Here is a 13908-nt window from a genome sequence, read left to right as displayed (position 1 = left end):
CAGACTTCCCCGGCCCAGTGTACGGCCGGGAGGTATACCCCGGGCAAGGCCGGGCACGCCCGGCTAGCGTCGCCGGTATGACCGTGACTTGGGAAGAGTCGGGCTGGGAGCGGGTGGCGGCCGGGGTGGGGCGGTGCCGGCTGCCGGTGTGGGACTGCACGGCGGGTCTCGTGGTCGGCGCGGACGGGGTGCTCCTGGTCGACGCGGGCTCGAGTCTCGCCGAGGGCGTGCGGTTGCGCACCGAGGCGCAGGCGCTCGCCGGTCACCGTGTGACGCATCTCGCGCTCACCCACCCCCACTTCGACCATGTCCTCGGCGCCGCCGCCTTCGCGGGCGCGGAGGTCTTCGGCGCGGTCGGCCTGGACACCGCGCTGGCGCACGGCCGGGGTGAGCTGCGCGCGGACGCGGTGCGGCACGGTCTCGACCCGCGGGCGGCGGAGGAGGCCGTGGACGCGCTGATCCGCCCGAGGCACCTGGTGAGCGGCGAGCGGACCCTCGACCTGGGCGGCGGCCGGCAGGTGCTGCTGGCGAACGTGGGCCCCGGTCACACCGCCCACGACCTGGTGGTCCTGGTGCCCGGCGAGCCCGAGGTGGTCTTCTGCGGCGACCTGGTGGAGGAGTCGGGCGAGCCCCAGGCCGGGCCGGACGCCGCGCCGTCCCACTGGCCCGCCGCGCTGGACCGGCTCCTCGAGCTGGGCGGCGAGGACGCGGCGTACGTCCCCGGTCACGGGGCGGTGGTGGACGCGGCGTTCGTACGGGCCCAACGCGAGGCGCTGGCGGCTAGGTTCGGCGTGTCGTGATGATCACGGCGCCCCGCTTCCTCGTATCGTCATCAGAATGCGCCAGTACTCCGCCGATCTGACCCCTCCGTGGAAGAAGCCGCAGCCGGTCCCCGAGGTGCCCGCCGACCCCGGCCTGGTGGTGGAGGAGCCCGCCACCGGCTTCTGCGGCGCGGTGATCCGCTGCGAGGCCGGCACCGTCACCCTGGAGGACCGCTTCGGCAAGCACCGGGTGTTCCCGCTGGAGCCACGGGGTTTCCTGCTCGAGGGGCGCGTGGTGACGCTGGTGCGGCCGGCGTCCGGTCCGGCCCGGCCCGCCCGTACGGCGTCGGGGTCGGTGGCCGTTCCCGGCGCACGGGCGCGGGTGGCCCGCGCGGGGCGCCTCTACGTGGAGGGGCGGCACGACGCCGAGCTGGTCGAGAAGGTGTGGGGCGACGACCTTCGGATCGAGGGGGTGGTCGTGGAGTACCTGGAGGGTGTGGACGACCTGCCGTCGATCGTGGCGGACTTCGCGCCGGGCCCGGACGCGCGGCTGGGAGTGCTGGTGGACCATCTGGTCCCCGGCTCCAAGGAGTGGCGCATCGCCGAGTCGGTGACGAGCGAGCACGCCCTGGTGGTGGGCCACCCCTACATCGATATCTGGGAGGCGGTGAAGCCGGCGTCGGTCGGCATCCCGGCGTGGCCCCGGGTGCCGCGGGGGCAGGACTGGAAGACGGGGGTGTGCGCGGCGCTGGGCTGGCGCGTGGCGCACACCGGCGAGGCGTGGCAGCGGATCCTCGGCTCGGTGCGCACGTACAAGGACCTGGAGCCGGAGCTCCTGGGCCGCGTGGAAGAGCTGATCGACTTCGTCACGGCGCCGGCCTGACCGACGAGGGGTCCGCGGGAGGCCGTACGGCCTCGAACGGGAGCGACAGCAACAGGGACCTGGCCGTGCCGGACAGGCGGCCGCCGGCCAGTTCGGCGGTGCACTTGATCTTCATCCTGACCGGTGAGGTCACGACGGCGGTGAAGCGCACGGTGGTTCCCTCGACGCGCCCGTCGGTGATCGGCCTGCCGCCGAAGGTGCCGGCCAGGGTCGTGCCCGAAGTGGCCAGAATGAGTTCCCCGGTCTCGTCGCCGCCGCCGGTGCGGAAGGTGAGGTCCCAGGTTCCGTCCACGCCCCTGTGCTCCTTGAGGCTTTGCTGCAGGGCGCGGGCCTCGTCCCGGCCGTCTGGCCGCTCGTCCACCTCCAGGAGGAAGTCGGCGCCGTCGGCGAGCGCTTCGGCGAGGTCGTTGGAGCGCGGCAGCATGGTCTTCTCGTAGGAACGGACGGCGTCGCCGACCGTGGGGTGCGTGGCCAGGGCGAGCGCGAGGTCATGGGCGTCGAGCATGGCCAGATTGACCCCCACACCGATCGGCGGCATGAGGTGGGCGGCATCGCCGAGCAGCGTCACGGTGGGCACGTGGTCCCAGGTGTGCGGTGCCGGCAGGACGTACAGCGGCCGGTCGGCGTAGGGGCCGTCGTTGTCGCTGATCATTCTCCGCAGGCCGGGTGCCCATCCGGCGAACTCGTCCAGCAGGTGGGCGCGGATGCCCGCGGTGTCCCCGGCGGTCAGTCCGGCCGCGGTGATCCAGTCGGCCGGGGCGCGCCGGACGATGTAGACGCGGATGTGCCCCCCGCTGTTGCGCTGCGCGAACAGGGCGCGCTCGCCGTCGGTCACGGTGCCGCTGCCGCTGCCGACCAGCTCCGAGATCTCGGGGTGGCGGTCTTCGACGTCGTCGAACCACGCTTCCGTGAAGGTGACCCCGGAGTAGTGCGGGAGGGCCGCCGAGACGGCCGGGCGGACCCGGGAGAACGCGCCGTCCGCTCCGATGACCAGATCGGTCTCGACGCTCGTCCCGTCGGTGAAGCGCAGGATCCGCGGCCCTTCGGCGGGGCCGCCGACCGAGGCGAGGGCGCGGCCCCAGTGCACCGTGCCCGGTGCGAGGGAGCCGAGGAGCAGGTCGCGCAGCTGACCTCGGTCGATCTCCGGCTTGTAGAGGTCGTCCGGGTCCGGGACCCGGTCGAAGAGGACCTTGCCGGCCGGGTCCCAGCGGCGCATCTGCTGCCCTTCCGGGCGCGCCACCTTCCAGAACTGCTTGATCAGGCCCGCCTCGCGCAGTGCGAGCTGGCCGTCGTCGGCGTGCAGGTCGAGGCTGCCGCCCTGGTTGCGGGCGTCGGGGGCCGGGTCGCGCTCGTAGACGGTGGCGGGGATGCCGTGCTTCTGCAGGATGCGGGCGCAGGTCAGCCCGCCGGGGCCGGCACCGATGACGGAGACACGGGGGGTGGTCGCGGTGTTCATGGTGGTGCTGTCCGTTCGTGAGGGGCACATCGTCTCCCCAGAAGAGCACAACAACTCAATTTGTGCAACGGATGCACTTTTGAAGCTGAGCAACCGACGCGCTAGGCTCGCGGGTATGACCGACACCGGAAACGGCGCCGCACCCGCACCGATGGGGCGCCGTGAGCGCAAGAAGGCCGCCACCCGCCGGGCCATCGCCGACGCCGCGCTGCGCCTGTTCCTGGAGCGGGGGTACGACGCCGTGGGCATCCGCGAGATCGCGGACGCCGCCGACGTGTCCACGACAACGCTGTTCAAGCACTTCCCCGTCAAGGAGGCCCTGGTCTTCGACGAGGACGCCGACCAGGAATCGAGCCTGCTCGCCGCCGTGCGCGACCGCCCCGAGGGCCGGTCCGTGCCCGCGGCGCTGCGCGACCACGCGCTGCGCCACCGGATGGCGGCGGCGGACGGCGACGACCGCTTCACCGCGTTCCGCGAGCTGGTCGCCGGCACGCCGGCCCTGCGCGACTACGCCCAGGCCATGTGGCTGCGCCACACCGACGCCCTGGCCCGGGTCATCGCCGAGGAGAGCGGCCTGCCCGGCAACGACCCCGCCTGCACCGCCCTCGCCCACTTCGCGCTCGAAGCCCCCCGGGCCGCCCACGGCCATGACGACCCCCGCGAGGCCGTCGTCCGCGCCTTCGACCTGCTCGAGTCCGGCTGGCGCGCCCTCGCCCCCGGTGACTGAGCCCCGTCCCGCCCCGGTCAGTCGACCAGGTCCCGCACCACCGCGTCCGCCAGCAGCCGCCCGCGCAGGGTGAGGGCCGCGCGGCCCTCACCGTAGGGGCCCCCGGCCAGCAGCCCCTCGTCCAGGGCCCGCCGGGCCGCCTTCAGCCCCTCCGGCCGCAGCAGCGACAGCGGAACCCCCTCCGCCAGCCGCAGCTCCAGCAGCACCCGCTCGACCCGCCGGTCCTCGTCCGACAGGATCTCCCGGCCCGCTCCCGGCGAGCGTCCGCCCGCCAGCGCCGCCGCGTACGCGCCCGGGTGCTTGACGTTCCACCACCGCACCCCGCCCACGTGCGAGTGCGCGCCCGGGCCGGCGCCCCACCAGTCCGCGCCGCGCCAGTACAGCTCGTTGTGCAGACAGCGGCCGGCGTCCGACGTGGCCCAGTTCGACACCTCGTACCAGTGGAAACCCGCCGCCGACAGCATCTCCTCGGCGATCAGGTACCGGTCGGCGTGGACGTCGTCGTCCGTCATCGGCACCTCGCCCCGCCGGATCCGGCGCGCCAGCTGCGTCCCCTCCTCCACGATCAGCGCGTACGCGCTCACGTGGTCCGGCCCGGCCCCGACCGCCGCGTCCAGGGACGCCCGCCAGTCCGCGTCGGACTCCCCCGGCGTGCCGTAGATCAGGTCGAGGTTGACGTGCTCGAAACCCGCCGCCCGCGCCTCGGCGACACACGCCTCCGGGCGCCCGGGGGTGTGGGTGCGGTCCAGCACCTTCAGCACGTGCTGCCGGGCGCTCTGCATGCCGAAGGAGATCCGGTTGAAGCCGCCCTCCCGCAGCGCCGCGAGATACGCCGGGTCGACCGACTCGGGGTTCGCCTCCGTCGTCACCTCCGCGTCCGCCGCCAGCCCGAACTCCTCCCGGATCGCCCCCAGCATCCGCACCAGGTCGCCGGCGGCGAGCAGGGTCGGCGTACCGCCGCCGACGAACACCGTGCGGACCGGCCGCGGGTCGTCGCCCAGCACCTTGCGCGCCAGGCGGATCTCGTCGATCAGGGTCTCGGCGTAGTTGTCGCGGGAGGCCAGCACACCGCCGGTGCCGCGCAGCTCGGTCGCGGTGTAGGTGTTGAAGTCGCAGTAGCCGCAGCGGGTGGCGCAGTACGGGACGTGCAGGTAGAAGCCGAGGGGGCGGTCGGCGGCCCCGGCGAGCGCGGACGCGGGCAGCGCGCCGTCGGCGGGGACGGGCTCGCCGTCGGGGAGTGCGGAAGGCATGTGTTCCATTGTCCCGCACCGGGCGGGTCACTCCGCCTGAAGCACCAGCAGGGCGAGATCGTCGGCGGGCGGCCGGGCGCCGAACTCGTGCACGAGCTGGGTGATCCGTTCCGCTATCAGCTCGGCCTCCATCCCCGCGCAGCCCGCCAGGGCCGTGGCGAGCCCGTCGCCGTCGTCGAACTGGCGGGAGCCCGAGCGCCGCTCGGTGACCCCGTCGGTGACGCAGAGCAAGGTGTCGCCGGAGTACATCTCGAAGGTCTCACTGGTGTACGCCGCATCCTCGACCACCCCGAGCAGGGTCTGCGGCTGCGCCACCGGGCGGACGCCGCCGTCGGGGTCGAGCAGCAGGGGCAGGGGGTGTCCGGCGGAGGCGAGGGTGCAGCGGACGCCGCCGGGGAAGGGGACGAGCTCGCCGTAGAGGAGGGACAGGAAGCGGGTCTGAGGGCCGTCGCCGGGGGCGGTGGGGCGGGCGCCGGCGGCCACCAGCGCGCGGGCGGCGGCGTCGGCGGCCTCCGTGGCGTCGTCGAGGAGGAGCTGGTTGAGGCGGTCGAGGACGTCGGCGACGCGGTAGCCCTCGCGGGCGAGCAGGCGCAGCCAGGGCCGGGCCAGGCCGATGACGACGGCCGCCTCCGGGCCCTTGCCCTGCACGTCACCGACGGCGAAGCACCAGCGGCCCTGGCCGGCCGGGAAGAGGTCGTAGAAGTCGCCGCTGGGGCCGCCCTTGTCGCAGGGCTCGTAGACGAGGGCGCTGCGCACGCCGGGGATCTCGGCGACGGCGCCGGGCAGCAGACCGCGCTGGAGCACGGCGCTGATGGTCGCCTGCCGGGCGTACTGCCGGGCGGCCCCGATGGCGAGGGCGACCCGCCGGCCGAGGTCCTCCACGAGGCCGGTGATCTCGTCGGGGAAACGGTCGATCCCGCCCCGCCCGATCACCAGCGTCCCGAGCGGCCGCCCGCCCGCGACGAGGCGGTAGGCGAGAGCGGTGCCGGCGCCGCCGTCCGGCGGTGTACCGGGCGCGTCGTCGTCCGGTCCGTCCAGGGCTGCGCCCGGCCACGGATACGGCACGGGGCCGGAGCGTAACGGGTCGCCGGGGTGGGGCGGCCGCTGTTCCAGGGCGCGGCTCAGGCCCTCGATACGGTTCTCGCTGGCGTGCCAGACGCGGGCGAGACGGGCGCCGCCGCTCCAGGCGGTGGCGCTCCAGCCGCCGTGTCCGCCGGCCTCGTCCTCCAGCCAGACCGCGCACCAGTCCGCGAGGCGCGGCACGATCAGCTGCCCGGTGAGCGCGGCGACCAGGTCCTCGTCCAGCTGCCCGGCCAGCAGATCGGAGGCCTCGGCCAGGAAGGACAGCGCACCCCGCCCCAGCCAGGCCCCCTCCCGCCGGGCCCGTCCCTCCAGCCAGTCGTCCCCGAAGAGCACCCCCTTGGAGGCCCCGGCCCAGTCCTCCGCGCCTTCCGCGTCCAGCGTCTCCGGCCGCTGTCCCGCACCTCCCGCACCCTTCTGCGCGGCCCCGGACTCCCACTCCGGCCCGGCGGTGCTCTGCCCGCTCCTGCCCGGCGCGGACGCGAGGAGATGAGCCGCCTCCCCGGTGTACGCCCCGCTCTCCTCCAGCGGGGTGCGTCCCTCGGCGGGCAGGCGGGCCCAGACCGTCTTGGCGACCGGGCGGTAGGTGATCCCCCAGGCCTCGGAGAGCGCGGCCACCAGGCGCAGCCCGCGGCCGACCTCGCCCGGCTCCTGCGCCGCCGCGAGCGCCGGTGCGCCCTCGCGCGGGGCGCGGGCGGGGTGCTGGTCGGTGACCTCGACCACCAGTGCGCCGGTGTCGCCCTCCAGCCGGCAGGTCAGCTGTACGTCCGTGCCGGCGTGCACCACGGCGTTGGTGACGAGTTCGCTGGCGACCAGGGTGGCGTCCTCGGCGGCCCGCGCGGTCAGGTGTTCGGTGCCGGGCAGGCGCCGCTCGGTCCACTCGGCGAGCGCGGCCCGTACCAGTGCGCGCGCGGACCCCGGCGCGAGGGAGCTTCCGGACAGGGTGGCGTGCGCCCGCGCGCACTCCGGTACCTCGGCAGCACGCGAGGCGGTCTCCCGTTGCGTCGGAATGGCCCCCATGGGCAGCTCCCCGGGCAGGTCGTACGAATGCACCTCGATCGCTGCCGACAGGGTGACAGACCGACCCCGCCCATAAGCACCGAGTTACCGAAGTAGCCCGCCAACCGTGGGAACCCCGCTCCCCAACCGCTCAGAAACCACTGCACAACCGGTCGTTTTCGTGCACGCGTGCACACGCGCGGGCGCCCGCGAGGACCGCCTCCCGCCGGGCGCCACCCGGTGCTCGCGCGCGCCCGGTCCGGCCGCGGACACGCCACGGCCCCGGAGCGACATCACCAGGACGTCGTCTCCGGGGCCGGAGCGGGCGGGGGTCAGGCCTCGCGGGTGCCCTCGTACATCTCCTCGATGAGGTGCTTGTACTCGCGCTCCACCACCGGGCGCTTGAGCTTCAGGCTCGGGGTGATCTCGCCGTGCTCGACGTCGAGGTCGCGCGGCAGGAGGCGGAACTTCTTGATGGTCTGCCAGCGCTGGAGGTTCTCGTTGAGCTTGTCGACGTAGCCCTGGACCATCTCCACGGTGGCCGGGGCGGCCACGATCTCCGCGTAGGACTTGCCGCCCAGGCCGTTCTCCTCGGCCCAGCCCTGCAGGGCGGCCTCGTCGAGGGCGATCAGGGCGGTGCAGTAGTTCCGGTCGGCGCCGTGCACCAGGATGTTGGAGACGTAGGGGCAGACGGCCTTGAACTGGCCCTCGACCTCGGCGGGGGCGACGTACTTGCCGCCGGAGGTCTTGATGAGGTCCTTCTTGCGGTCGGTGATGCGCAGGTAGCCGTCGGGCGACAGCTCGCCGATGTCGCCGGTGTGCAGCCAGCCGTCGGGCTCCAGCACCTCGGCGGTCTTGTCCGGCAGGTTGTGGTAGCCCTGCATGATGCCGGGTCCGCGCAGCAGGATCTCGCCGTCGTCCGCGATGCGCACCTCGGTGCCGGGCAGCGGCTTGCCGACCGTGCCGGTGCGGTAGGCCTCGCCGGGGTTGACGAAGGAGGCCGCGGAGGACTCGGTGAGGCCGTAGCCCTCGAGGATGTGGATGCCGGCGCCGGAGAAGAAGTAGCCGATCTCCGGGGCGAGGGCCGCCGAGCCGGAGACGCAGGCGCGCAGCCGGCCGCCGAAGGCCTCGCGGATCTTGGCGTAGACGAGCTTGTCGGCGAGGGCGTGCTTGATCTTCAGGCCGGTGGGCGCGGAGGCCGTGCCGGTGCGGCGGAAGTTGTCCTGGGTGATCTGCGCGTACTCGCGGGCCACGCCGGCGGCCCACTGGAAGATCTTGTACTTGGCGGGGCCGCCGGCCTTCGCCTTGGCGGCGACGCCGTTGTAGACCTTCTCGAAGATGCGCGGCACGGCCGCCATGTAGGTCGGCTGGACCACCGGGAGGTTCTCGACGATCTTGTCGACCCGGCCGTCCACGGCGGTGACGTGGCCGACCTCGATCTGGCCCGAGGTGAGCACCTTGCCGAAGACGTGCGCCAGCGGCAGCCACAGGTACTGGACGTCGTCGCTGTGGACCAGGCCGGTGGCGGCGATCGCCTTGGCCATGTAGGACCAGTTGTCGTGCGGCAGGCGCACGCCCTTGGGGCGGCCGGTGGTGCCCGAGGTGTAGATCAGGGTGGCGAGCTGGTCCTTGGTGATCGCGGAGACCCGCTCCTTGATCAGCTCGGTGTCCTTCTCCAGCCGGGCGGCGCCGCGGGTCTCCAGGTCGGTGAGGGTGATCACCCAGTCGTCGGTCTGCACGCCGGCCGGGTCGATGACCACGACCCGGGTCAGCTCGGGCAGCTCGGCCCGCTTCTCGACCGCCTTGGCGACCTGCTCGGCGTTCTCCGCGATGAGCACCTTGCTGCCGGAGTCGGCCAGGATGTACGCGGACTCGTCGGCGTTGGTCTGCGGGTAGATCGTGGTGGTGGCGGCGCCCGCACAGAGGATGCCGAGGTCGGCGAGGATCCATTCGACCCGGGTGGCCGAGGCCAGCGCGACGCGCTCCTCCGGACGCACACCGAGCTCGATCAGACCCGCCGCGATGGCGTTCACCCGCTGGGCGGCCTGGGCCCAGGTCAGGGACTTCCACTCGTCCGGTCCCTGGCCGGAGGCCGGCGGGACGGGGTAGCGGTATGCCTCGGCGTCCGGTGTGGCCGCCACGCGCTCCAGGAAGAGGGCCGCCACGGACGGCGGACGGTTCTCGATCAAAGTCTGTGCGTCGCTCACGACATCCTCCGGGGCCCGCGACAGTGCGGCTGGCTCATTGCGGCTATTGCGGCTGATTACTCTCGCGATTCGTTGTTTAACTCGCGAGTAACTACGAGCAGGGACAGAGTAAAGGCCGACAGGGCCGCGCGTAAGGGTTTGCGACCTGTCGCTTCGCACAGAGAGGTACCCCGTGGACGCGAAAGGGTCCGCCCCACTTTCGTGCGACGGACCCCGTTTTCGCCCGCTTTGCCCGTGACCCTCGGTCGGCTTCCGGTTACTTCTTGCCCTTACCTGTGCCCGCGCTGTCGTCACTGGACAGAACAGCGATGAAGGCCTCCTGCGGAACCTCCACGGAACCCACCATCTTCATCCGCTTCTTGCCTTCCTTCTGCTTCTCCAGCAGCTTCCGCTTACGGGAGATGTCACCGCCGTAGCACTTGGCGAGAACGTCCTTGCGGATGGCGCGGATGGTCTCACGGGCGATGACCCGCGAGCCGATGGCGGCCTGCACCGGCACCTCGAAGTTCTGCCGCGGGATCAGCTCCTTCAGCTTGGCGACCAGCCGTACGCCGTACGCGTACGCCTGGTCCTTGTGGGTGATCGCCGAGAAGGCGTCCACCTTGTCGCCGTGCAGCAGGATGTCGACCTTGACCAGGGAGCTGCTCTGCTCGCCGGTGGGCTCGTAGTCGAGGGAGGCGTAGCCGCGCGTCTTGGACTTCAGCTGGTCGAAGAAGTCGAAGACGATCTCCGCCAGCGGCAGGGTGTAGCGGATCTCGACCCGGTCCTCGGAGAGGTAGTCCATGCCGAGCAGCGTGCCGCGGCGGGCCTGGCACAGCTCCATGATCGCGCCGATGAACTCCGAGGGCGCCAGGATGGTGGCGCGCACCACCGGCTCGTACACCTCGTGGATCTTGCCCTCGGGGAACTCGCTCGGGTTGGTGACGGTGTGCTCGGTGCCGTCCTCCATGATCACGCGGTAGACCACGTTGGGCGCGGTGGCGATCAGTGCGAGGCCGAACTCGCGCTCCAGCCGCTCCCGGATCACGTCCAGGTGCAGCAGGCCGAGGAAGCCGACGCGGAAGCCGAAGCCCAGTGCGGCGGAGGTCTCCGGCTCGTAGACCAGGGCGGCGTCGTTGAGCTGGAGCTTGTCCAGCGCCTCGCGCAGCTCCGGGTAGTCCGAGCCGTCCAGCGGGTACAGGCCGGAGAACACCATCGGCTTGGGGTCCTTGTAGCCGCCCAGCGGCTCCTCGGCGCCCTTCTGCTGGGTGGTGACGGTGTCACCGACCTTGGACTGGCGGACGTCCTTCACACCGGTGATCAGATAGCCCACCTCGCCGACGCCGAGGCCGTCGGCCGGGAGCATCTCCGGGGAGTTGGTGCCGATCTCCAGCAGCTCGTGGGTGGCGCCGGTGGACATCATCCGGATCCGCTCGCGCTTGTTGAGCTGGCCGTCGACGACCCGGACGTACGTCACCACGCCGCGGTAGGAGTCGTACACCGAGTCGAAGATCATCGCGCGGGCCGGGGCGTCCTTGACGCCGACCGGGGCGGGGATCTCCTCGACCACCCTGTCCAGCAGCGCCTCGACGCCGAGCCCGGTCTTCGCGGAGACCTTCAGCACGTCGTCGGGTTCGCAGCCGACCAGGTTGGCGAGCTCCTCGGCGAACTTCTCGGGCTGCGCCGCCGGCAGGTCGATCTTGTTCAGCACCGGGATGATCGTGAGGTCGTTCTCCATCGCCAGGTAGAGGTTGGCGAGGGTCTGCGCCTCGATGCCCTGGGCGGCGTCGACGAGGAGGATGGTCCCCTCGCACGCGGCGAGCGACCTGGACACCTCGTAGGTGAAGTCGACGTGCCCCGGGGTGTCGATCATGTTGAGGATGTGCGTGTTGCCCTTGTCGTGGGTCGGCGCCCACGGCAACCGCACGGCCTGGGACTTGATCGTGATGCCGCGCTCTCGCTCGATGTCCATGCGGTCGAGGTACTGAGCGCGCATCTGCCGCTGCTCGACCACCCCGGTCAGCTGGAGCATCCGGTCGGCGAGCGTGGACTTGCCGTGGTCGATGTGCGCGATGATGCAGAAGTTGCGGATCAGAGCCGGATCGGTGCGGCTCGGTTCGGGCACATTGTTAGGGGTCGCGGGCACGCAGGGTCCTGTCTCTTGAGGCGCCTTATGCCTCGGGTCGGATCGATACGTAGTCTCCATGGTCCCACGGGTGGGGAGCGGCGACCGGTTTGGGCCGGGCAAAGAGCCGCTGGTAGTCTAGGGCGCTGTGTCTCCTGCCCTCTCGCACGAGACACTCCAGAAGGCTCAGGTACCACCTGAGACAACTCAGAACAACTCTGAAAAGGCTCATTCGTGGCGAACATCAAGTCCCAGATCAAGCGGAACAAGACCAACGAGAAGGCCCGGCTGCGCAACAAGGCCGTCAAGTCCTCTCTGAAGACCGCGATCCGCAAGACTCGCGAGGCCGTTGCCGCGGGTGACGTCGAGAAGGCCGTCGAGTACCAGCGCGCTGCCGCGCGTCAGCTCGACAAGGCCGCCTCCAAGGGCGTCATTCACAAGAACCAGGCCGCCAACAAGAAGTCGGCCCTGGCTCAGAAGGTCGCGGCCCTCAAGGGCTGACCGGCTCCCGAAGCCGGTCGATCTGCTGATCTGATCGCCGGAAGGACCCAGGGCGGGCCCTCTCTCATCCGCCCCCGACCGGCACACCGAGTTCGTACGCGGCCTGCGTTCGCCACGCGGGTACGAGCTCATCAGCTGTGAACGAGGACCCCGTCCGTCACCCCTCCCCAGGGTGATGGACGGGGTCCTCGGTGTTTCAGACCCTTCTCGCTCCTCAGAGACCTCGGGTCTCAGGGGACCCGGTTCTCAGGAGCCCCGGTCCTCAGAAGCCCCGGTTCCCAGGAGCCCCGGTTCCCAGGAGCCCCGGTCCTCAGAAGCCCCGGTCCTCAGGGTCCTCGCCGGCGCGCCAGCCGGGTGTTTCATGCCCGGCCTCTGGAGCGGGCCGCGCGGGCGATGGTGACGACCGCCTTCTCCAGCACGTACTCCGGGTCGTCGCCGCCGCCCTTGACCCCCGCGTCCGCCTCGGCGACCGCGCGCAGCGCCACGGCCACCCCGTCCGGCGTCCAGCCCCGCATCTGCTGCCGCACCCGGTCGATCTTCCACGGCGGCATGCCCAGCTCACGGGCCAGATCGCCGGGCCTGCCGCCACGCGCCGACTGCAGCTTCCCGATCGCCCGCACACCCTGCGCCAGCGCGCTGGTGATCAGCACCGGCACGACCCCGGTCGCCAGCGACCAGCGCAGCGCCTCCAGCGCCTCGGCGGCCCGCCCCTCCACCGCCCGGTCGGCGACGGTGAAGCTCGATGCCTCGGCGCGGCCGGTGTAGTACCGGCCGACGATCGCCTCGTCGATGGTGCCCTCGACGTCCGCGACCAGCTGGGAGACCGCCGAGGCCAGCTCCCGCAGATCACTGCCCACGGCGTCGACCAGCGCCTGGCACGCCTCCGGCGTCGCCGACCGGCCCGCGGCACGGAACTCGCCGCGCACGAACGCCAGCCGGTCCGCCGGCTTGGTCATCCTGGGGCAGGCCACCTCGCGGGCACCCGCCTTGCGCGCGGCGTCCAGCAGGCCCTTGCCCTTGGCGCCGCCCGCGTGCAGCAGCACCAGCGTGATCTCCTCGGCGGGCGAGGCGAGATACGCCTTGACGTCCTTCACGGTGTCCGCGGACAGGTCCTGGGCGTTGCGCACCACCACGACCTTGCGCTCCGCGAAGAGCGAGGGACTGGTCAGCTCGGCGAGGGTGCCCGGCTGGAGCTGGTCCGGGGTCAGGTCACGGACGTCCGTGTCGGCGTCGGAGGCCTTCGCCGCGGCGACGACCTCCTGCACGGCACGGTCGAGCAGCAGTTCCTCCTGACCGACGGCGAGCGTCACCGGAGCGAGGGGATCGTCTTGAGCAGCTTTCCTGGCCATCGCGACAAGGATGACACGGGGTACTGACAGGGCGGTGCGCCGTCCCGGCCGGGGGCGCCTTGGCCCGGGAGGTGTCCCGGCCGGGGGCGCCTTGGCCCGGGAGGTGTCCCGGCCGGGGGCGCTCCGACCGGGGGCGCCGTCCCGGCGGAGTGTGTCCCACCGGCGAGGGCCGGCCGGAGGAGAAGGGGCTTGGATCCGCTGTCTCACACCCGCCGATCCACCGTCGGCCCGGCGTGAGGCCACCAACCGTCGGCCCGGCCGGAGACCACCACCGTCGGCCCGGCCGGTGGCCTCCAAAAACTACGGCTCCTCGCGCCAGCCGTCCCACTCCCCCGCGAACCGGTCCAGCTCCTCGGGGTCGAGGCGCTCGTCCTCGTCCCGCAGGGGCACCAGCCACTGGGCGTCCTCCGCGTCGTCCTCCCCGGCCAGGGCGTCACGGACGATCCGCACCTCCTCGTGCACCCCGAACCTCTCGGCGAGCGCCTCGACGGCCTCCTCCGCGGCGTCCCGGTCCGGCAGTACCAGCACATGTCGCACATCACTCACGGCACCCATTCTCGGGTCCGCCGCGAGAGGCCAGGTCAGCGCGTC

At 72.3% G+C, this 13908-nt stretch carries 10 protein-coding genes and 1 pseudogene; 4 read left to right on the top strand and 7 right to left on the bottom strand.

What is annotated here, in order from left to right:
* Positions 1–77 precede the first annotated feature (77 nt).
* Positions 78–800 (top strand): MBL fold metallo-hydrolase, encoded by a 723-nt coding sequence (locus HCJ93_RS16340; RefSeq protein WP_167996445.1) that lies wholly within the window; start codon positions 78–80, stop codon positions 798–800.
* 37 nt (positions 801–837) lie between these two features.
* Positions 838–1644 carry a DUF3097 domain-containing protein gene (locus HCJ93_RS16335; protein ID WP_167996444.1) on the top strand — a complete coding sequence of 269 codons (807 nt, stop codon included), beginning with the start codon at positions 838–840 and terminating at the stop codon, positions 1642–1644.
* A 334-nt stretch (positions 1645–1978) separates the two neighbouring features.
* Here HCJ93_RS16335 and HCJ93_RS16330 read toward each other — a convergent pair.
* Positions 1979–3100 (bottom strand): annotated as a pseudogene (locus tag HCJ93_RS16330) (FAD-dependent oxidoreductase); the annotation flags it as partial.
* 115 nt (positions 3101–3215) lie between these two features.
* Between HCJ93_RS16330 and HCJ93_RS16325 the strand changes: the two are divergent.
* Positions 3216–3827, top strand: a complete 612-nt coding sequence (locus HCJ93_RS16325; RefSeq protein ID WP_125506558.1) for a TetR/AcrR family transcriptional regulator — start codon at positions 3216–3218, stop codon at positions 3825–3827.
* Between the two features lie 17 nt (positions 3828–3844).
* On the opposite strand, the gene hemW is transcribed toward HCJ93_RS16325, so the two are convergent.
* From hemW to lepA, 4 genes are all read right to left on the bottom strand, one after another.
* The gene (gene hemW / locus HCJ93_RS16320) at positions 3845–5077 is read right to left on the bottom strand and encodes a radical SAM family heme chaperone HemW (RefSeq protein WP_125506557.1); all 1233 of its coding nucleotides are present in this window, start codon (positions 5075–5077) and stop codon (positions 3845–3847) included.
* 27 nt (positions 5078–5104) lie between these two features.
* Positions 5105–7177, bottom strand: a complete 2073-nt coding sequence (locus HCJ93_RS16315) for a SpoIIE family protein phosphatase (RefSeq protein WP_206317514.1) — start codon at positions 7175–7177, stop codon at positions 5105–5107.
* A 311-nt stretch (positions 7178–7488) separates the two neighbouring features.
* The gene (locus tag HCJ93_RS16310; protein WP_167996442.1) at positions 7489–9363 is read right to left on the bottom strand and encodes an AMP-dependent synthetase/ligase; all 1875 of its coding nucleotides are present in this window, start codon (positions 9361–9363) and stop codon (positions 7489–7491) included.
* A 256-nt stretch (positions 9364–9619) separates the two neighbouring features.
* A complete protein-coding gene (gene lepA / locus HCJ93_RS16305) occupies positions 9620–11488 on the bottom strand; it encodes a translation elongation factor 4 (protein ID WP_167996441.1) in 1869 nt (622 codons plus the stop codon).
* A 213-nt stretch (positions 11489–11701) separates the two neighbouring features.
* Here lepA and rpsT point away from each other — a divergent pair, with 213 nt between their 5' ends.
* On the top strand, positions 11702–11968 hold the full coding sequence (gene rpsT / locus HCJ93_RS16300) for a 30S ribosomal protein S20 (protein ID WP_167996440.1): 267 nt from the start codon (positions 11702–11704) through the stop codon (positions 11966–11968).
* Positions 11969–12327: 359 nt separating this feature from the next.
* Here rpsT and holA read toward each other — a convergent pair whose 3' ends face one another.
* The gene (gene holA, locus HCJ93_RS16295) at positions 12328–13317 is read right to left on the bottom strand and encodes a DNA polymerase III subunit delta (protein ID WP_206317512.1); all 990 of its coding nucleotides are present in this window, start codon (positions 13315–13317) and stop codon (positions 12328–12330) included.
* 300 nt (positions 13318–13617) lie between these two features.
* Positions 13618–13863, bottom strand: coding sequence for a hypothetical protein (locus tag HCJ93_RS16290; protein ID WP_167996439.1), 246 nt, complete (start codon positions 13861–13863; stop codon positions 13618–13620).
* Between the last annotated feature and the right edge of the window lie 45 nt (positions 13864–13908).

The organism is Streptomyces composti, from assembly GCF_012034205.1.
GTDB lineage: Bacteria > Actinomycetota > Actinomycetes > Streptomycetales > Streptomycetaceae > Streptomyces > Streptomyces composti.
Note: the sequence above shows the minus strand (reverse complement) of the source record. Positions and strands in the feature narration are given on the sequence as shown.